The following is an 18,506-nucleotide window of genomic DNA, read 5'->3' as shown; positions in this document are numbered from 1 at the left end:
TTCGGGGTCCGTGGCAGATCGCACCGTGAACACGACCAGGCCCTTCCGCAATCCGGGCACCTCCAAGCACATCTTCGTGACGGGGGGTGTGGTGTCCTCGCTCGGCAAGGGCCTCACCGCCTCCTCGCTCGGCATGCTGTTGCGTGCCCGCGGGTTGCGCGTGACCATGCAGAAGCTCGACCCCTACCTCAACGTCGACCCGGGGACGATGAACCCCTTCCAGCACGGCGAGGTCTTCGTGACCGAGGACGGCGCCGAGACGGACCTCGACATCGGCCACTACGAGCGCTTCCTCGACGAGAATCTCTCGCGCGAGGCGAACGTGACCACCGGCCAGGTGTACTCCGGGGTCATCGCCAAGGAGCGCCGCGGCGAGTACCTGGGCGACACCGTGCAGGTGATCCCCCACATCACCAACGCCATCAAGGATTCGATGCGCTCCCAGGCCTCCGACGAGGTCGACGTCATCATCACCGAGATCGGAGGGACCGTCGGCGACATCGAGTCCCAGCCCTTCCTCGAGGCCGCCCGGCAGGTACGCCAGGACATCGGCCGCGACAACGTGTTCTTCGTCCATGTCTCGCTGATCCCCTTCATCGGCCCCTCCCAGGAGCTCAAGACCAAGCCGACCCAGCACTCCGTCGCGGCGCTGCGGTCGATCGGCATCCAGCCCGACGCGATCGTGCTGCGGGCCGACCGCGAGCTGCCGTCGTCGATCAAGCAGAAGGTCTCCTCGATGTGCGACGTCGATCCCGATGCCGTCGTCACCTGCCCCGACGCCCGCTCGATCTACGACATCCCCCACGTGCTGCACGACGAGGGCCTGGACGCGTACGCGATCCGGCGCCTGGACCTGCTGTCGCACGACGTCGACTGGTCGCACTGGGACGACCTCCTCGAGCGGGTCCACCAGCCCGAGTACGAGGTCACGATCGCGATCGTCGGCAAGTACATCGACCTGCCCGACGCGTACCTCTCCGTGTCCGAGGCCCTGCGCTCCGGCGGTTTCCACCACCGGACCCGGGTGAACCTCCGCTGGGTGGCCTCGGACCTCTGCGAGACCCCCGAGGGCGCCGCCACCCAGCTGCGCGACGTCGACGGGATCGTCGTCCCCGGCGGCTTCGGGATCCGCGGGCTCGACGGGAAGATCGGGGCGCTGCGCCACACCCGGGAGAAGGGCATCCCCACCCTCGGGATCTGCCTGGGCATGCAGTGCATGGTCATCGAGGTGGCCCGCAACGTCCTGGACCTCCCCGGGGCCAGCTCGACGGAGTTCGAGCCCGGCACCCCGGACCCCGTCATCGCCACGATGGCCGAGCAGGAGGAGATCGTGACCGGCTCCGGGGACCTCGGCGGCACCATGCGCCTGGGCGCCTACCGCCACGAGCTCGTGCCCGGCAGCCTCGCGGCCCGCACCTACGGGGCCACCACCGTCTCCGAGCGCCACCGTCACCGCTACGAGGTCAACAACGCCTACCGCGACCGCCTCGAGGAGGCGGGTCTGCGCATCTCCGGCGTCTCGGCGGATCGCAGCCTCGTCGAGTTCGTCGAGATCGATCCCGAGGTCCACCCCTACTTCATCGGCACCCAGGCCCACCCGGAGCTGAAGTCCCGCCCCACCCGCAGCCACCCCCTCTTCGCGGGTCTCGTGGGCGCGGCGCTGGAGGCGCAGAAGGCCACCCGTCTGCTCGAGGTGCACCGCGAGGCGGCCCCGGAGGGCGACGAGGTATGAGCCCGACGGGAATCCGGGACGAGGTCCTGGCCGATGTCCACGACCCGCGCCCCGTCGCCGAGCGCGCGACGGTGTTCGAGGGGCATGTCTGGGACGTGGTCCGTGACGCCGTCGACTACGCCCCCGGGGTCCGGTTCCAACGCGACTACGTGCGTCACACCGGCGCCGTCGCGGTCCTGGCCCTGGACGAGCAGGACCGGATCCTGCTGATCCGGCAGTACCGCCATCCCGCGGGCGGATTCCTGTGGGAGCTGCCGGCGGGGCTGCTCGACGTGGCAGGGGAGGACCCCGCCGTCGGGGCGCGCCGCGAGCTGCGCGAGGAGGCCGGGCACGACGCGGCGGTGCTCCACCCCCTGGTGGACCTGCGTCCGAGCCCGGGGGGCTCCGACGAGATCATCCGCGTGTACCTCGCGACCGGGCTGCGCGCCCAGGACGAGGAGGGCTTCGAGCGGGTCGACGAGGAGGCCGACCTCGTGACGCGGCGCGTCCCCGCGGGCGAGGTCGCCGCGGCGATCCTGCGCGGGGACCTGACGTCGGGGACGCTGGTCGCCGGGGTCCTCGCGCTCATGGCACGTCGGGCGCTGGGCGCGGATGCCCCGCCGCTGCGCGAGGTCGGCGCGGCCTGGCCCGCGCGCGCCCCGCGCTGAGGGGTCTCAGGCCTCCCGGAAGCCGTGCTCGAGCCCGGCCCGGTGGATGACCGGCCCGCTCTGCTCGACCTGCCAGGGACGGGCCCCGAGCTGCTCGAGGTCGGCCTCGACGGACTCCTCGGAGCCCACCTGCTCGTGCTCCCACACCCACTGGCGCAGCAGGCTCGGGGTGAGCAGGTTCTCCGTCGGCATCTCGAGGTCCTCGGCCCGCTGGGAGATCGCGTCACGCACCACCTGGTAGCGGTCCCACGCCTCCGGGTGCTTCTTGGACCAGAGCTTGTGCGGCGGCGGGTACGTGGCCTCGGAGCGTGCGGGCAGGTGCGCGGCGGGCAGCTCGAGGGCCGCCCGGGTGACCTGCCACCACGCGTCCTTGCGCCGCAGGGGCGCGGGCAGGGCCTGCTCGAACGCTCCCCGGGACGCGACCGCCGCCTTCGCGGCCGCGACGATCTCCCGGTCCTTGATGACCCGGTGGGGCGAGAGGTCCTCGCGCCGGGCGATCTCGTCGCGCCGTTCCCACAGGGCGCGGGCGACGGCCAGCTGCTGGGGGTGGCGCAGGGTGCCCAGGCCGTGCAGCGCCCGCCACGGCTCGGCGTGCTTGGGCGTGACGTCCCGGTGGAGCAGATGGTCGAACTCCGCGAGGGCCCAGTCGAGCTTCCCCGCCTCGCGCAGCCTCTCGGCGAGGATGTCGCGCACCTCCACGAGGACCTCGACGTCCAGGGCCGCGTACACGAGCCAGGGCTCGGGCAGGGGACGCTTGGACCAGTCCGCGGCGGAGTGCTCCTTGGCGAGCGCGAGGTGCAGGGTGTCCTCGACGACGGCGCCCAGGCCCACTCGGGGCATGCCCAGCAGGCGCGCCGCGAGCTCGGTGTCGAACAGGCGCCCGGGGACGAGGTCGAGGTCGGTGAGGCTCGGGATGTCCTGGGTCGCGGCATGCAGCACCCATTCACGGCTCGCCAGCGTCGTGCGCAGCGTCGTGGGCAGGGTGAAGGCCACGGGATCCACGAGGGCCGTGCCGGCCGCCTCGGTGCGCAGCTGCAGGAGGTACGCGCGCGAGGAGTAGCGGTAGCTCGAGGCGCGCTCGACGTCCACGGCCACCGGTTCGTCCGGCGCGGAGGCGGCCGCCTCGCACCACGCGAGCAGCGGCTGGATGCGGTCGATGACGGGGGTCAGGCCGTCCCGGGGCGCGGAGAGACGCGCCGCGGGCGCGGCCGGGGCGACGGCGGTCGCGTCGGCGGACGCCGGGACGGGGTCGCGGCGGGAGGTGGCCTCGTCGGTGCTCGTGGGACCTCCGGTGCGGGGTTCCTGGGCGGCGGCGGTCATGCGTCCTCCCGGGTGCGGGGTGCGCGAGCCCGATGGCTCGGTGAGATCGGGGCGATGTCGCTCGGAGCGGGCGGAAGGCCGCCCGCGGCACCGAGCATCGCGGCCCAGGCGGCGAAATGGGGTGCGAGGTCGTCTTCGTCCGGGGTCCACGACACGCGCATCTCGACGTCGACGGTCGAGGGCCGCGCGGCGAGGGCGCCGTAGCTCTGGGAGACGACCCGCGTCGCGGTGCAGCCGAGCTCGTGGGCCTCGGCGCCGGCGAGCTCGAGGGACTCGGTGACCCAGGACCAGGCGACGTCGCCCAGCATGGCCTCGACGGCGAACTCGGGCTCGAGCTGGGCCTGGACGAGGACCACCATGCGGTAGCTGCCCTTCCAGCCGTCGTTGCCCGCGGGATCGTGGAGCACCACGAGCCGGCCGGAGGCCAGCTCCTCGTCGTGGAGCTCGACCTCGCCGGACGCGGCCCACGTGTGGGGTGCCATCTTCTGGGGCGCGGGGATCTCGGTCCACAGGACCTCGGCGCGCAGGGGAGTGGCGCTCATCGCGGCGATGGCCTCGGCGAAGGCGCTTCCGGTGGGGGTCAGGGGATGCACGGGCACGCTGGGAGCGTAGCCGCCGAGCACCCGTGGGAGGGCCAGGCGCGCCGCAGGGCCGCGAGGCCCCGGGTGCGCGGCGCCGCGGACCGCGGAGAGGTCAGTCCGTGTGGCGGAGGCTGACCGAGTTGATGCAGTACCGCTGGTCGGTGGGCGTGGGGAAGCCCTCGCCCTCGAAGACGTGGCCGAGGTGGGATCCGCACCGCGCGCAGCGCACCTCGATGCGGCGCATCCCCAGCGAGTCGTCCTCGATGAGCTCGACGGCGTCGGAGTCCGCCGGCGCCCAGAAGGCGGGCCATCCGCAGTGCGCGTCGAACTGCTCGGTCGCCGTGAACAGCGCGGCGCCGCACGCGCGGCACTCGTAGGTGCCCGCGGGACGGACCTCCTCGTACTCCCCGGTGAAGGGACGTTCGGTGCCTCCCTCGCGGAGCACGTGGTACTCGGCGGGATCCAGGCGGGCACGCCACTGCTCGGGCGTGAAGGCGACGGGATAGGTGCCGCCGCCGAGGGGCTTGTCGTTCATGCTGTGCCTCCAGCTGTGCGCGGTCGGGGGACCGGGGCGTGCGTCAGGACGTGCCGAGGACGGGGCTGCCCGGGTACAGGTGCAGCACCGTCGCATCCAGGGCGTCCTCCACCTTGTGCGCCCAGTCCTGGGCGAAGGTCTCCTCGAGGAGCTGGGGGTCGGAGAACACCACGACGGTCTGCGTCTCGCAGTCGTCCAGGAGCCCACGCACCGTGGGGACGGGATCGTCCGGGCTGATCGTGCCCTCGACCTCACAGCCCACGTTCCGGAAGGCAGAGGTGACCGAGGCCAGGACGCCCTGGGCGTCGGCGTGGGCGGAATCGGGGGTGCGGTCGCCGCGGGCCCGCTCGGCGATCGCGTCCCATGCTCCCTGCAGGTCCGCGAGTCCCAGCGCGTCGATGACCTCGGCGATGAGCGAGCGCTCGGTGTCCGCGGGGACGACGGCGCGCACGTGGATGGGGTCGTCGCGGTCGGCGGGCTCGATGCCCAGGTAGCCGAGGGCGGTCTGGGCGTCGGAGGGCTCGAGGAGCACCTCCGACAGGACGATGACGGAATGCGGCATGGCCCCGATCGTACGCGTCCGGCGACGGCCTCGTAGACTCCGGGGCATGACGGTCCGGCGCTCCTCCTCTGCCCCGACGAGACGTGGAGGTGGCGGCGCCGGCCCGGCCCTCGGGTCCGTGCGCTCGGCCCGGCGAAGCCGGCCCCCGACGCCGTGGTCCTCCGTCGGCGCCGCCGGGCTGGTGATCGGCGGGGTCACCTTCGTGCTCAGCGCGGCCCTGCTCACGGCGGGTGCGCGTGTCATGGCCCGGGTCCCGCTCGTCCCGCAGGAGAAGCGGCGGCCCGATGCGACGATCCGTGCGGTCCATGCCGATCGTCTGCATCTCGACGTGACGCCGGAGACCCGGCGGCCGGGAGTGCTCTCGCTGCGCCAGCAGGCGGGTGCCGTGCACGTGCGCCTCGGCGACGTGATCTCCGCGCCGACCCCGACCACCGTGGCCCGCCCGATCCTGGCGCGCGACACCCCGGGGCCCTCGGGTGCTCCCGACCTCGGCGGCGCGGCGACCAACGGCTTCTTCTGGGCGGGTGACCCCCTCAGCGCGCACGGCTACCCCTTCGAGGAGGTCGCGGTGCCCTCGCCGGTGGGTCCGATGCCCGCGTGGCTGGTGCGGCCGCCGGGGCGGCGACGTGCCGCCGTCGGGGCGGTCCCGGCGACGGCCGGCGGGGCCGAACCCCGTGCGACGGCCGATCCCGGTGCGACGGTCGATGCCGGTGCCAAGGCCGCTGCCGGGGGGACGGACCGGGACGGCGATCCGGGTGCGACCTGGGTCATCATGATCCACGGCCACGGCGCCACCCGCGGCGAGACGCTCCGGGCGATCCCCGTGCTGCGGGCGCTCGGGCTGACCACGCTGTCGATCACCTACCGCAACGATCTCGGGGCCCCCGCCTCCGCGGACCACATGTACCACCTGGGTGCCGACGAGTGGGAGGACGCCGAGGCGGCGATCGACCTCGCGCTCGAGCACGGTGCGCGTCGCGTGGTCCTGGCCGGCTGGTCGATGGGCGGGGGGATCGCCCTGCGCACCTCGGTCCGCTCGGCCCACCGCGATCGGATCGCCGCGCTCGTCCTCGACAGCCCGGCCGTCGACTGGCGCGACATCCTCGACTACCACGCCCGGATGCTGCGGGCACCTCGGCCGATGCGGGCGCTCGCGCTGTGGATGATGCGCTCGCCCTGGGGCTACCGGGCGGTGCGCCTGCACGAGCCCATCGCGCTCGCCGAGATGCGCCCGGACTTCTACGCCCGCCACCTCGAGCACCCGACCCTGCTGTTCCACGCCCAGCAGGACCTCACCGTGCCCCCGGGACCCAGCGGGATCCTCGCGGGCCTGCGGCCCGATCTCGTGGACTACGAGCTCGTGGCCGACGCCTCGCACACGCGCGAGTGGAACACCGACCCGGCGGCGTGGGAGCGACGTCTGGCACGGTTCCTCGTGGCGACGCTCAGGCTCGACGTCGACGTGGACCATCTCGCGCTGCCGGTCCGTGACGTGGCCTCGCCGCCTCAGCCCCGCTCGACCGGCCGGCGCCTGTAGCGCGCGCACGACGCGTGCGGGCCGACCAGCAGGGAGCGCAGGTCCCAGTCGATCTCGTGCAGCGGGCCGTCGAGCACCCGCGGGGAGGTGCCGCCCACGGTGCGGTGCGTGGTGGACAGGCACAGCTCGTCCAGGGCATCGGCGGCGGCGAAGCGCCCCAGCGTCGACGGGCCGCCCTCGACCTGGATCCCCCGCAGCCCCCGCGCGGCAAGAGCGGCGATGATCTCCGCGGGCCCGTCGGCGGCGATCACCTGCTGCGGGGGCAGGCCGCTGCGACGGCTCGCCCGCGCGACGCCGGACCGCGGGGTGACCAGCAGGGTGGGCCAGTCGGCCCCGACGCTCGGAGGCAGCTCCCCGCTGCGGGACAGGATCGCGAGCGCCGGATGGGCGCCGCCGGCCGGGCGCAGGCTGGTGGCACGTAGGTCGGAGCGGCCCAGCGGCCGGCGGTAGTCCTCGACGCGCACGGTCGCCGCGCCCACGACGATCACGTCGGCCAGGGCACGCAGGACGCCGAACACGAAGGAGTCGTCCGGATTGCGCAGGGATCCGCTGGTGCCGTCGCGCCCCGCGACGGCACCGTCGATCGTGGTGTTCATCATCGCGCGCACCGTCACACCGGGGCCGTAGGCGTAGAGCCCGGCGAGGGCACGGGCGCCGACGGTGTCCGACGGCACGGGGATCGCGGGGGTCGGGGCGCCGTCGCGGACCAGGAGATGCATGGGCACGATCCTGCCTCATGACTCCCGGTGGGCAGCCCCGCCGCCGCGACGGATCCGGGGTCGTCGGCCCCTCGTACACTGACCCGGTGACAGGAGCCCTCGTCGACCGCCGTCCCGTACCCTCCCTCGAGCGCCTGATCGGCGACCTCGTGCCGCCGCCCCGCTTCGCCCAGGCGCGCCTGGACACCTACGTCCCGGATCCGGACTACCCGGCCCAGGCCGAGGCCAAGGAGCGCATCGGCCGCTTCGCCGAGGCGCTCGCCGCGCCGCGCCGCGGCGGCGGGCTGCTGTCGCGGCTGCGCCGTGCCGAACCCGCGCCCGCACGGGGCCTCTACCTCGACGGCGGCTTCGGCGTGGGCAAGACCCACCTGCTGACCTCGCTGTTCCACGTCGCCCCCGGGCGTCCCGTGTACGGCACCTTCGTGGAGTACACGAACCTCGTGGGGGCGCTCGGCTTCGGCAAGGCCGTCGAGCTGCTGTCCGACGCCTCGGTCGTGTGCATCGACGAGTTCGAGCTCGACGACGTGGGGGACACCCTGCTCATGACCCGGCTGATCCGGGAGCTCTCCGACGCCGGCGTCGCGATCGTGGCGACGTCCAACACCCTGCCCGAGGCGCTCGGCGAGGGGCGTTTCGCCGCGCAGGACTTCCTGCGCGAGATCCATGCGATGTCCGAGCGCTTCGACGTGCTGCGCATCGACGGCGAGGACTTCCGTCGCCGGGACGCGACCGCGGAGGTCCCCGAGCTCGCCGAGGAGGTCGTCCGGGCTCACGCCCAGCAGACGCCCGGTGCGACCCTCGACGCCTTCGACGACCTGCTGGCCCACCTCAAGGAGGTGCATCCCTCGCGGTACGGCGCCATGATCGACGACGTGACCTCGGTGCATCTGACCGGGGTCCATGCCCTGGGCAACCACCATGACGGTCTGCGGTTCGTGGTCCTGGTGGATCGCCTGTACGACCGCGAGGTGCCGGTGCTCGCCTCCGGCTCGGACCTCACGGCGCTGTACACCGACGAGCTCCTTGCCAGCGGCTACCGCAAGAAGTACTACCGCTCGCTCTCGCGGCTCTCCTCGCTGGCCCGGGACGGCCAGCGCACGGTCGCGGGGGTGTGAGCCGCGGGGGTCTGAGCCGCCGGGGCCTCAGCTCCGGCGGAAGAGGACCACGCCGGGGCCGGTGAGCACGATCGCCATGTCCGTGTCGGCGGGCAGGGGGCGGAAGCTCGCGATCACCGTGAGGCCGGCGGCCGGGTGGGTGAGGTCGGTGTCGCCGCGGTGTGCCAGCAGGCCGACGTCGCCGCGCCACAGGATCACGGTCTCCTCGGACAGCACCTCGACGTCGACGCTCGCGAAGTCGGTGCGGCCGAGCTCGGGGACCGTGCGGCGGGCCGACAGCAGCGCCCGGTACCAGTCGAGCACGAGGCGGTGGTCGCCCCGTCCGCGCTCGTCCCAGTCGAGGATCGAGTCCGTGAACGTCGAGCGCGCCTGCGGGTCCGGGACCTCCTGTCCCCAGCCCATCCGGGAGAACTCCTCGGTGCGCCCCTGCGTGACGAGGTGGCCCAGCTCCTCCTCGTGGTCGGTCATGTAGGCGAAGGGGGTGGAGGCGGCCCATTCCTCGCCCTGGAAGATCATCGGGGTCGTGGCCCCGCACAGGACGAGCGCCGCGGCCGCGGCGTGCTCGTCGGGGGTCAGCGACGCGTGGATGCGGTCCCCGGCCGCGCGGTTGCCCACCTGGTCGTGGTCCTGCAGGAAGGCGACGAAGGACGAGGCGTCGTAGGCGGGGGAATCCGGGTCCACGGGGGCACCCCAGTCCTGTCCGCGGAACGAGGAGTAGGTCCCGTCGTGCACGAAGATCCGTGTCAGGGCCTTGGCGAGCACCTCGGTGCTGCCGAAGTCGGCGTAGTACCCCTCGCGCTCGCCGGTGATCCAGGCGTGGACCGCGTGGTGGATGTCGTCGGCCCACTGCATCTGCATGCCCAGCCCGCCGTCGGCAGTGGGGGTCACGGTCGCGGGATCGTTGCGGTCGGACTCCGCGATGAGCGTCAGGGGCCGTCCGAGGGAGGCGGACCACGCGGACACGGCATCGGACAGCTCCGCGAGGATCTGGCGGCCGGAGTCGTCCCGCAGCTCGTGCACGGCGTCCAGGCGCAGACCGTCCAGACCCAGGTCCACGAGCCACTGGCGCGCGTTGCCCAGGATGAAGGCGCGCACCGCGGAGCTGCCGGGGGCGTCGAGGTTCACGGCCGAGCCCCACGGCGTCTCGTGGGTGTCCGTGAAATAGGGGCCGAAGGCGCCCAGGTAGTTCCCGTCGGGTCCCAGGTGGTTGTAGACGACGTCGAGGATCACCCCGAGGCCCCGCGCATGGGCCGCGCGGACGAAACGTGCCAGCGCCCCGGGGCCGCCGTACGCGGCGTGGGTCGCGTACAGGTCCACGCCGTCGTAGCCCCAGCCGCGATCCCCGGGGAACTGGGCGACCGGCATGACCTCCACGGCGTCCACCCCCAGGGCCACGAGGTCCTCGAGCCGCTCGATCGCGGTGTCGAACGTGCCGCCCGCGCCCTCGGGCCCCGGGGTGAAGGTGCCCACGTGCAGCTCGTAGAGCACCTTCCCGCGCAGCTCGATGCCGTCCCAGGAGGGCTGCGCGAACGTCGCGGGGTCCACGACCTCGCTGTCGCCGTGCACGCCCTCGGGCTGCAGGAGCGAGCGGGGGTCCGGGAGCCACGGCTCGGCGCCGTCGATCCGGTAGGCGTAGCGCACACCGGGAGGGACCTCGCGCCCGGCCAGGGTCCACCAGCCGGCGTCGGCGGCGGTCAGGGGCAGGACCTCCTCGCCGCCCGCCGTGCGCAGCCGCACGTCGACGGTCCCGGCCCCGGGCGCCCAGACCTGCAGGATGCGGTGGTCGCGGGGCCCGGGATCGTGCGTGCCGTCCACGGCGGGCACCAGGTGCGGCCGGCCGACGGTCGGACGATCGGGCGACGACGCGGAGTCCGTCGACGTGCGGTCCGGGGGAGTCGGACCGTCCTGCGGCGACGTGCGGTCCGGGGGCGTCATGCGGTCTCCTGGGCGGTGAGCAGGGCGACGGGCAGGTCCTCGAGGAGGTCCGCGAGGCGCACCGGGCCGCCCGCGAGCTCCCGACCCGTCAGGACGTCGGTCCAGGTGCCCTCGGGCAGCACGACGGCGTTCTCGCCCCACCCGCCGCGCTGCGCGAGGCCCGCGCCGAAGCGGGTCGCGACGGCGACCACCACGGGGGGCTCCTCCCCGGTGCCGCGGGCGAAGGCGACGGCGTGGCCCGTCGTCGTCGCGACGGGGGTGTAGGCGGCGGTGCGTCCGCGGAAGACCTCGGGGCGCTCGGCCCGCAGGCCGAGCGCGTGGTGGGTGAGCCAGAGCTTCTCGTCGGCGATCCCGTCGGGCCGTGCACCCTCGATCATCCGGTCCAGCCGCGCGGCGTGCGCGACGTGGTCCACGGGACGACGGTTGTCCGGATCCACGAGGGAGAAGTCGGTGGTCTCGTTGCCCTGGTAGACGTCCGGGACGCCCGGCATGGTCAGCTGGACGAGCTTCTGCCCGAGGATCGCGGCGCGCTGGGCGCCCGCCGTGCGACGGGTCCAGTCCTCGAGGATCTCGGCGATCTCGGGCGCGGCCAGCGCCCAGGTGGCCAGGGCGAGCACCTCGCCCTCGTACTCCTCGTCCGGGGCGGTCCACGTCGTGTGGACCTTGGCCTCCCGGACCGCCTTGGTGAGGTAGCCCGTCAGACGCTCGGCCGTGATCCGCTCACGGCGCGCCCCCGGCAGGTCCCAGGTGCCCACGAGGGTCTGCCACAGCAGGAGCTCGGTCGCGGCATCGACGTGCTCGCCGCGGGTCGCGGCCGAGGCCTCGCGCAGGGCCCGGACGGTCAGCGCCCACTCCTCGGGCTGCTCGGTGAGCACCGCCAGGCGGGCCCGGACGTCCTCGCTGCGCTTGGTGTCGTGCGTGGACAGGGTCGTCATCGCGTCGGGGAAGGTGCGCAGCATCCGCGCGCAGTGGTCGTGCAGCTCATCGGGCTCGACACCGATCCGATCGGGGTCGGCCCCCACCTCGTTGACGGCGATGAACCGCTGGTAGCGGTAGAACGCGGTGTCCTCGAGCCCCTTGGCGTGGACGGGGCCGCAGGTCTGGGCGAAGCGGACGATGAACTCCGCGCGGTCGGGGGAGGCGGTGCGCCCGGCGCTGCCGACCTCGTCCCCGCAGGCGAGCGCCACGACGAGGTCGAGGGTCTGCAGGGCATCGGCGTCCTCCCCGAAGCCGGGGCGTGCACGCTCGGCGGCCTCGTCGATGACCTCGTGCTGGGCCCGGGGGGCCTTCTCGCCCGGGACGATGTAGGCGCGGTAGCGGTCCATCGACTCCAGCAGCGCGACGATCGCCCGTTGGATGTTGCGGCGCGTGGTGTCCCGCAGCCGGATGTCCTCGGCGCAGATCCGGTGCACGAGCGCGGTGAGGCGCTCGATCTCGGCCCACAGGCTCGTGGTGACGACGAGGGCGGTGGATTCCGCGGCGATCTCCTCGAAGGGACGGAGGTCCCCGGTGGTGCGCTGCCACAGCTGGGTCAGCGCCGAGGCGCCGCGGCCGTCCTGGAACAGCCCGCCGACCCGCCAGAGGGCGTCGTAGCCGGTGGTCCCGGCGCATGCGAAGTCGGCCGGGAGCTGCTCCTCGCCCTCGAGGACCTTCTCGACGACCGTCCAGGCGCCGTCGGTGGCGGCCGCGAGATCGTCGAGGTAGCCGCGCGGATCGGCGAGGCCGTCGGGGTGGTCGATCCGGTAGCCGTCGATGACGCCCTCCTCGTGGAGCGCGAGGAGCAGGCGATGGGTCGCCTCGAAGACGAGCGGGTCCTCGACGCGCAGCGCCGCGAGGGTGTCCACGTCGAAGAACCGCCGGTAGTTCAGCTCGTCGTCGGCGACCTTCCAGTAGGCCAGGCGGTACCACTGCCGCTCGAGGAGGTCGGCGATGCCGAGGCTCTCTGTGCCCGCGGCGACCGGCAGCACGTGGTCGAAGTAGCGCACCACCCGTGTGGGCCGCACCTCGCCGTCCGGGCCGGGCACGTCGATCTCGTCGAGGGTGATCTCGCCGTCCGCGAGCACCTGCCCCAGCGGCCTGCCGAGCACCGGCACCAGGATCGACCGCTCGGCGCTCGCGTCGAGGTCGAACCAGTCGGCGAACTCGGAAGCGGGGCCCTGGGCGAGCACGTCCCACAGGGCACGGTTGTGCCAGATGGGCGTGGGGATCGCCATGTGGTTGGGGACGACGTCGACGATCAGTCCCAGGCCGTGCTCGTGGGCGGCGTCGGCCAGGCGGCGCAGACCGTCCTGGCCGCCGCACTCGTCGCTGATCCGGGAGTGGTCCACGACGTCGTAGCCGTGGCGGGAGCCGGGCGCCGCCTGCAGCACGGGGGAGCAGAACAGGTGCCCGACCCCCAGGCGGGCCAGGTAGGGCACCACGCCCACCGCATCGTCGAAGGTGAAGTCCGCATGGAACTGCAGTCGGTACGTGCTGGTGGGCGCGGTGGCGGTCATGACGCGGTGGGCTCCTCGGGGGACGTCTTCCCGCGGCGTGCCGCGGACGCTGGACGAGTGGTGGACGCGGAGTCCTCGAGCACGGGGGCGGGCTCGCCCTCGGGCGGTGCCGGGGCGGTCTCGGGATCCTGCGCCCGGGCGGTCTCGACGGCGGCGCCGATCGAGTCGGCGGGGGCGTGGGCCCCGGGGACCTCGCGGACCGGTTCGATGTGGGACCGTCCCAGGACCAGCACCGAGTACTCCAGCCGGGTCAGCACCGTGCCGGGTTCGACGACCTGACCGGTCGTGATCCCGGCCTCGGTGCCCGCCACGACGACCCAGGACTCCCCGTACTCGGCGGGCGGGACGGTGAAGTCCACGCCGTTGCCCGAGCCGTTGAACAGGATCAGCGCGGAGTCGTCGACGATCCGCTGGCCACGCTCGTCGGGCTCCGGGATCGCCGAGCCGTTCAGGAACACGGTGAGGCACTTGTTGAGGGAGTCGTGCCACTCGCCGTCCCGCATCGGCGCGCCGTCCGTGCCCATCCAGACCACGTCCGGGATCGAGGTCGAGGATCCCTCGGGCACCTGCCCCTGCAGGAACCGGCGACGCCGGAAGATGGGATGGGCCCGCCGCAGGGCGATCATCGACCGCGTGAAGTCGAGCATCGCCTGCTGATCGGCGTCGAGGTCCCAATCCATCCAGGAGAGCTCGTCGTCCTGGCAGTAGGTGTTGTTGTTGCCCTGCTGGGTGCGTCCCAGCTCGTCGCCGTGCAGGATCATCGGCACACCCTGGGACAGCAGCAGCGTGGCCATGAAGTTCTTGGCGCGACGCAGCCGCAGCTCCCGGATCGAGGGATCCTCCGAGGGACCCTCGACGCCGGAGTTCCACGAGCGGTTGTGGCTCTCGCCGTCCTTGCCGCCCTCCAGGTTCGCCTCGTTGTGGCGCTCGTTGTAGGAGACGAGGTCGCGCATCGTGAAGCCGTCGTGCGCCGTGACGAAGTTGATCGAGGCGATCGGCGTGCGACCGGAGTGCTGGTAGAGGTCCGAGGAGCCGGCCAGGCGCGAGGAGAACTCGGCGAGGATCCCGGGCTCGCTGCGCTGGAAGTCGCGCACCGTGTCGCGATAGCGGCCGTTCCACTCCGACCACAGGGGCGGGAACCCGCCCACCTGGTAGCCGCCCTCGCCGAGGTCCCAGGGCTCGGCGATCAGCTTGACCTGGGAGATGACCGGATCCTGCTGGATGATGTCGAAGAAGGCCGAGAGCCGGTCCACCTCGTGCAGCTCGCGGGCCAGCGTCGAGGCGAGGTCGAAGCGGAAGCCGTCGACGTGCATCTCGGTGACCCAGTAGCGCAGGGAGTCCATGATCAGCTGCAGGACGTGCGGGGTGCGCATGAGCAGCGAGTTCCCGGTGCCCGTGGTGTCGTAGTAGTGGGCCCTGTCGTCGTCCACGAGGCGGTAGTAGGCGGCGTTGTCGATCCCGCGGAAGCACAGGGTGGGGCCCAGCTGGTTGCCCTCGGCGGTGTGGTTGTAGACCACGTCGAGGATCACCTCGATCCCGGCCTCGTGGAGGTTCTTGACCATCTGCTTGAACTCCTGGACCTGCTGGCCGCGCTGCCCGGCGTAGGCGTACTCGTTGTGCGGGGCGAAGAAGCCGATGGTGTTGTAGCCCCAGTAGTTGCGCAGGCCCTTCTCCTGGAGGTGACCGTCCTGGACGAACTGGTGGACGGGCATGAGCTCGACGCCTGTCACGCCGAGCGACTTCAGGTGCGCGATGATCACCGGGTGCCCCATCGCCACGTAGGTGCCGCGGATCGAGGGATCGATCCCGGGGTGGGTCATGGTCAGGCCCTTGACGTGCGCCTCGTAGATGACGGTGTCGTGGTAGTCGTGCGCCGGCGGATGGTCGTTGCCCCAGTCGAAGTAGGGGGAGACGACGATCGAGTGCATCGTGTGCGCCGCGGAGTTCTCCTCGTTGCGGCGGGTCGGGTCCTCGAAGTCGTAGCTGTAGAGCGAGGGATGGTTGGTGGCCATGCCCTCGATCGACTTGGCGTAGGGATCCAGCAGCAGCTTGGAGGCATCGCAGCGCTGGCCCTTCTCGGGGGCGTAGGGGCCGTGCACGCGGTAGCCGTAGCGCTGGCCGGGCTGGACGCTGGGGAGGTAGATGTGCCACACGTGCCCGTCGACCTCGTCGACCGGGATCGTGGTCTCGGTGCCGTCGTCGGCGATCAGGCAGAGGTCGACGGCCGTCGCGACCTCCGAGAAGAGGGCGAAGTTGGTGCCGGAACCGTTGAAGGTCGCACCGAGGGGATAGGAGTGGCCGGGCCAGATCTGCATGCACCCAGGATACGGGCACGGGCCCTGCCCGCCTGGGCGGGCGTGCGGGCGGTATCTCACGCCGGGACGACAAGAGCCCCGACCCTGGACGGGTGGGGCTCTCGTGGTGGTGGGCGATACTGGGATCGAACCAGTGACCTCTTCCGTGTCAGGGAAGCGCGCTACCGCTGCGCCAATCGCCCGATGCTGACCGGATGCCCGGTCGTGCGAGGTGGGTACGGGATTCGAACCCGTGTACACGGCTTTGCAGGCCGTTGCCTCGCCTCTCGGCCAACCCACCGGGATGCGGTGTTCTCAGCGAGCGGACGACGGGACTCGAACCCGCGACCCTCACCTTGGCAAGGTGATGCTCTACCAACTGAGCCACGTCCGCTGATCGGCGATGCCGACGAGGGACGACAGTACGCGGCCCCGAGCGTGCCGCGCAAACCGGCGGGGGGCGAGGTGCCGCAGATCACCGGGGGTCCGGGCCGGTGCGCGCGGAGGGCCCGGGCCCTGACCCCATGGTCCAGGTCACACGGCGCCGATGCGGGCCCGCGGGCCCGCATCGTGTAATCTCTGTGAGGTCCTGCTGACGGCGGGACGCAGACGGGCGATTGGCGCAGGGGTAGCGCGCTTCCTTCACACGGAAGAGGTCACTGGTTCGATCCCAGTATCGCCCACGAGGAACCTCCGGGTTCTTCATGCGGACGTGGCTCAGTTGGTAGAGCATCACCTTGCCAAGGTGAGGGTCGCGGGTTCGAGTCCCGTCGTCCGCTCGGGAACGTCGGTGGTGCCGGGTCACAGAGCTCGGCACCACCGGATCCCGGGGTTCCACGGTGGGTTGGCCGAGAGGCGAGGCAACGGCCTGCAAAGCCGTGTACACGGGTTCGAATCCCGTACCCACCTCGTAGGGGCGATTGGCGCAGCGGTAGCGCGCTTCCCTGACACGGAAGAGGTCACTGGTTCGATCCCAGTATCGCCCACCACCACGAAGGCCCCGGCGCACCAGCGCCGGGGCCTTCGTCGATCCCGGATCCTCAGCGCCGGGCACGACCCGTCGGGGCGACGAGTCGCAGTGCGCGGGGTCCGACGGACACGACGACCTCCTGGCCCCAGCCGATCCGCAGGCGATCGCCCTCCATGCCGTCGCCGAACACCACCAGCTCGTCCGACTCGACGATCAGACGCAGGGGCGGGCCGTCGACGTCCAGCGTGCCCTGGGTCAGCTCCCGTCCCGTCAGCGGGGAGGGCCACGCCTCGCGGACCGCCCAGGCCAGGAGCGGATCGGTCGGCTCGGGCACGGCGCCCCGGCCCCGGTCCGCCGTGATCGAGGCGCTCCAGCCCGTCGCCCCGGTGCCGGTGGAGACGACCACGCCCGAGGACGACTGCCGTTCGGCCCGCGAGCGGACGCCGAGGCCAGGATCCAGGAGGTAGCGCGCGCTCTGGTGCGAGGGATGCCCCACGAAGATCTCGTTGAGCGCCGTGAGCTCCTGGCCGTCGTCCGTCCGCGCGCGCACCGTCGTCAGATCCCGCGTGACCAGCGCGTGCACGCGCCGGTCGTCGCCCTCTGGGTCCTCGAGCGCGATCAGGAGAGCCGCCGCACCTGCCGAGGAGAAGGGCACGAGCACGCCGGGATTGCGGCCGGGCTCCGGATCCACGCCCACCACGGGCTGGTCGACGAGGTACTTCGCGGCGTTGGCCACCAGGCCGTCGCGTCCGACGACCACCACCACGTCGCCGGGTCCGAAGAGGAAACGGTCGAGATCCGCGCGCTCGACCTCGGCGCGGCTCCACGGGGAGGGCACGGCGCGCAGGACCGTGGACAGCGCGTCGGCGAGCGCATCGTGGGCCGCCTGGACGTCGTCGAGCCGTCGTCCCCGTGTGCGGAGGAAGAACTCGGCCTGGCCGCGCGTCCCATGGCGGTCCAGGAGGTCCTCGAGCTCCGTGCGCCGGCGCACCAGGACGACACGGGGCGTCGTCACGAGCGCGCGGCTCCGGACGCCCGCGCCGACCCGAGGTGCGCCAGCGCCCCGCCGATGAGGTCCGGGGTGATCGTCAGCGCATCGAGATCGGGCAGGTTCTGCGCCGCGTCGCGCAGGGCGAGCGCGTGCAGCAGGCCCGGGTCGACGTCGCGGACGACGTCCATCGCGGCGGCGTCCCGTGCCGCCTGGGCCTCGCCGAGCCCGCGGACCCGCTCGGCCTCCGCGGAGGCCTCGATGGCCGCGCGCTCGGCGGCGGCGCGCGCCTCGATGAGTCGCGCGGCCGCGCTCTCCTCCGCCTCGCGCCGGGCATTGCTGCCCTCCTGGGCGACGAGCTGCTCGCGGCGCCGGGCCAGCTCGATCCGGGACTCCAGCTCGTTCTCGGAGATCGTCCGCTCCCGCTCGACCGCGAGGGCGCGGCGTTCGTAGGCCGCCCGATCCGCCTCGGTCTGCGCCCGCTCGCGCACGGGCGTCTGCAGGGCCTTCTCCATGTCGGCGTCCGGGCGCACGCGCAGGGCCTGGACGCCCACGACGGCGATGCCCATCTCGTGGAGGCGGGGGTCCTCCGTCAGGAGCGGGGCCAGGGCGGCCCGCACCGGGGCGGTGCCGGCCGACAGCACCGCGGCGAGCTCGCCGCCGGCGACCAGGTCGCCGGTGCCCGCCTGGGCGAGCTGGGTCAGGATCGTGGCGACCTGCTCCCGGCCCCCTGCGGACGCGGCGCCTCGCGCGTCGAGGGCGAAGTCGAGCCTGGCCGCGGCCAGCGCAGGATCGCCGAACCTGTAGGTGATGGCGAGCTGGACGGTGACGTCCTGATGATCGCGGGTCACGGCGTGCAGGAGGATCGGCAGCTCCTGGTCCCCGGCGGGGACCTCGCTGAGCACGGAGCTGCGGGGGGAGTACCAGAACGACTGGCCCACGCCCTGGTGGCGCACGGTGCCGCCGTCCAGGTGGACCACGAAGTCCGTGGGCGTGCCCAGGAAGTGGTGGATGAACGGATAGGCACGGATGTGCGCCATGGATGCTCCTCGATCGAGTGGGTCCCGGCCGAAGCG

Annotated in this window: 14 protein-coding genes and 7 tRNA genes; 8 read left to right on the top strand and 13 right to left on the bottom strand. The window is 72.8% G+C overall.

Features of this window, described 5'->3' with window-relative positions; genetic code table 11:
* The first annotated feature begins 10 nt into the window (after positions 1-10).
* Positions 11-1,732 carry a CTP synthase gene (locus tag ACT3TZ_RS03870; protein WP_444582072.1) on the top strand — a complete coding sequence of 574 codons (1,722 nt, stop codon included), beginning with the start codon at positions 11-13 and terminating at the stop codon, positions 1,730-1,732.
* On the top strand, positions 1,729-2,379 hold the full coding sequence (locus ACT3TZ_RS03865) for an NUDIX domain-containing protein (protein WP_444582071.1): 651 nt from the start codon (positions 1,729-1,731) through the stop codon (positions 2,377-2,379). The genes ACT3TZ_RS03870 and ACT3TZ_RS03865 overlap by 4 nt, the downstream gene beginning before the upstream one ends.
* A gap of 6 nt (positions 2,380-2,385) precedes the next feature.
* On the opposite strand, the gene ACT3TZ_RS03860 is transcribed toward ACT3TZ_RS03865, so the two are convergent.
* The 4 genes from ACT3TZ_RS03860 to ACT3TZ_RS03845 form a co-directional block, all read right to left on the bottom strand.
* Complete coding sequence (locus tag ACT3TZ_RS03860) at positions 2,386-3,699, bottom strand: HRDC domain-containing protein (RefSeq protein ID WP_444582070.1); 1,314 nt, start codon at positions 3,697-3,699, stop codon at positions 2,386-2,388.
* Positions 3,696-4,298: a DUF3000 domain-containing protein gene (locus ACT3TZ_RS03855; RefSeq protein ID WP_444582069.1), complete on the bottom strand. Its 603-nt coding sequence runs from the start codon at positions 4,296-4,298 to the stop codon at positions 3,696-3,698. The genes ACT3TZ_RS03860 and ACT3TZ_RS03855 overlap by 4 nt, the downstream gene beginning before the upstream one ends.
* A gap of 94 nt (positions 4,299-4,392) precedes the next feature.
* Positions 4,393-4,815: a peptide-methionine (R)-S-oxide reductase MsrB gene (msrB, locus tag ACT3TZ_RS03850; RefSeq protein WP_444582068.1), complete on the bottom strand. Its 423-nt coding sequence runs from the start codon at positions 4,813-4,815 to the stop codon at positions 4,393-4,395.
* A gap of 43 nt (positions 4,816-4,858) precedes the next feature.
* Positions 4,859-5,377, bottom strand: a complete 519-nt coding sequence (locus ACT3TZ_RS03845; protein ID WP_444582067.1) for a hypothetical protein — start codon at positions 5,375-5,377, stop codon at positions 4,859-4,861.
* Between the two features lie 46 nt (positions 5,378-5,423).
* On the opposite strand from ACT3TZ_RS03845, the gene ACT3TZ_RS03840 reads away from it, so the two are divergent.
* Positions 5,424-6,914 (top strand): alpha/beta hydrolase family protein, encoded by a 1,491-nt coding sequence (locus ACT3TZ_RS03840; protein ID WP_444582066.1) that lies wholly within the window; start codon positions 5,424-5,426, stop codon positions 6,912-6,914.
* Here the strand turns inward: ACT3TZ_RS03840 and ACT3TZ_RS03835 are convergent.
* Entirely contained in the window at positions 6,884-7,633 is a 750-nt protein-coding gene (locus ACT3TZ_RS03835) for a dihydrofolate reductase family protein (RefSeq protein ID WP_444582065.1), read from the bottom strand. The two genes, ACT3TZ_RS03840 and ACT3TZ_RS03835, sit on opposite strands and share 31 nt — an antisense overlap.
* Before the next feature lie 86 nt (positions 7,634-7,719).
* On the opposite strand from ACT3TZ_RS03835, the gene zapE reads away from it, so the two are divergent.
* Positions 7,720-8,748 carry a cell division protein ZapE gene (gene zapE / locus ACT3TZ_RS03830; protein ID WP_444582064.1) on the top strand — a complete coding sequence of 343 codons (1,029 nt, stop codon included), beginning with the start codon at positions 7,720-7,722 and terminating at the stop codon, positions 8,746-8,748.
* Between the two features lie 27 nt (positions 8,749-8,775).
* Here the strand turns inward: zapE and treZ are convergent, their stop codons facing one another.
* The 6 genes from treZ to ACT3TZ_RS03800 form a co-directional block, all read right to left on the bottom strand.
* Positions 8,776-10,683: a malto-oligosyltrehalose trehalohydrolase gene (gene treZ, locus ACT3TZ_RS03825; protein ID WP_444582063.1), complete on the bottom strand. Its 1,908-nt coding sequence runs from the start codon at positions 10,681-10,683 to the stop codon at positions 8,776-8,778.
* Positions 10,680-13,178: a malto-oligosyltrehalose synthase gene (treY, locus tag ACT3TZ_RS03820; RefSeq protein ID WP_444582062.1), complete on the bottom strand. Its 2,499-nt coding sequence runs from the start codon at positions 13,176-13,178 to the stop codon at positions 10,680-10,682. Before treY ends, treZ begins: the two co-directional genes overlap by 4 nt.
* Positions 13,175-15,493, bottom strand: coding sequence for a glycogen debranching protein GlgX (glgX, locus tag ACT3TZ_RS03815; protein ID WP_444582061.1), 2,319 nt, complete (start codon positions 15,491-15,493; stop codon positions 13,175-13,177). Before glgX ends, treY begins: the two co-directional genes overlap by 4 nt.
* Positions 15,494-15,600: 107 nt before the next feature.
* Positions 15,601-15,675, bottom strand: a tRNA-Val gene (locus ACT3TZ_RS03810).
* Between the two features lie 27 nt (positions 15,676-15,702).
* Positions 15,703-15,773 (bottom strand) — tRNA-Cys (locus ACT3TZ_RS03805).
* Positions 15,774-15,793: 20 nt separating this feature from the next.
* Positions 15,794-15,866 (bottom strand) — tRNA-Gly (locus ACT3TZ_RS03800).
* A 217-nt stretch (positions 15,867-16,083) separates the two neighbouring features.
* Between ACT3TZ_RS03800 and ACT3TZ_RS03795 the strand changes: the two genes are divergently transcribed.
* The 4 genes from ACT3TZ_RS03795 (at position 16,084) to ACT3TZ_RS03780 (ending at position 16,461) form a co-directional block, all read left to right on the top strand.
* Positions 16,084-16,155 (top strand) — tRNA-Val (locus ACT3TZ_RS03795).
* Positions 16,156-16,178: 23 nt separating this feature from the next.
* Positions 16,179-16,251, top strand: a tRNA-Gly gene (locus ACT3TZ_RS03790).
* A 59-nt stretch (positions 16,252-16,310) separates the two neighbouring features.
* Positions 16,311-16,381: transfer RNA gene (locus ACT3TZ_RS03785), tRNA-Cys, on the top strand.
* Positions 16,382-16,386: 5 nt separating this feature from the next.
* Positions 16,387-16,461: transfer RNA gene (locus ACT3TZ_RS03780), tRNA-Val, on the top strand.
* Positions 16,462-16,512: 51 nt separating this feature from the next.
* Here the strand turns inward: ACT3TZ_RS03780 and ACT3TZ_RS03775 are convergent.
* Positions 16,513-17,457: a hypothetical protein gene (locus tag ACT3TZ_RS03775; RefSeq protein ID WP_444582060.1), complete on the bottom strand. Its 945-nt coding sequence runs from the start codon at positions 17,455-17,457 to the stop codon at positions 16,513-16,515.
* A complete protein-coding gene (locus ACT3TZ_RS03770; protein ID WP_444582059.1) occupies positions 17,454-18,470 on the bottom strand; it encodes an SPFH domain-containing protein in 1,017 nt (338 codons plus the stop codon). The genes ACT3TZ_RS03775 and ACT3TZ_RS03770 overlap by 4 nt, the downstream gene beginning before the upstream one ends.
* Positions 18,471-18,506 lie beyond the last annotated feature (36 nt).

The organism is Brachybacterium sp. AOP25-B2-12 (genome assembly GCF_052378625.1).
In the GTDB taxonomy this organism is placed as follows: domain Bacteria; phylum Actinomycetota; class Actinomycetes; order Actinomycetales; family Dermabacteraceae; genus Brachybacterium.
Note: the sequence above shows the minus strand (reverse complement) of the source record. Positions and strands in the feature narration are given on the sequence as shown.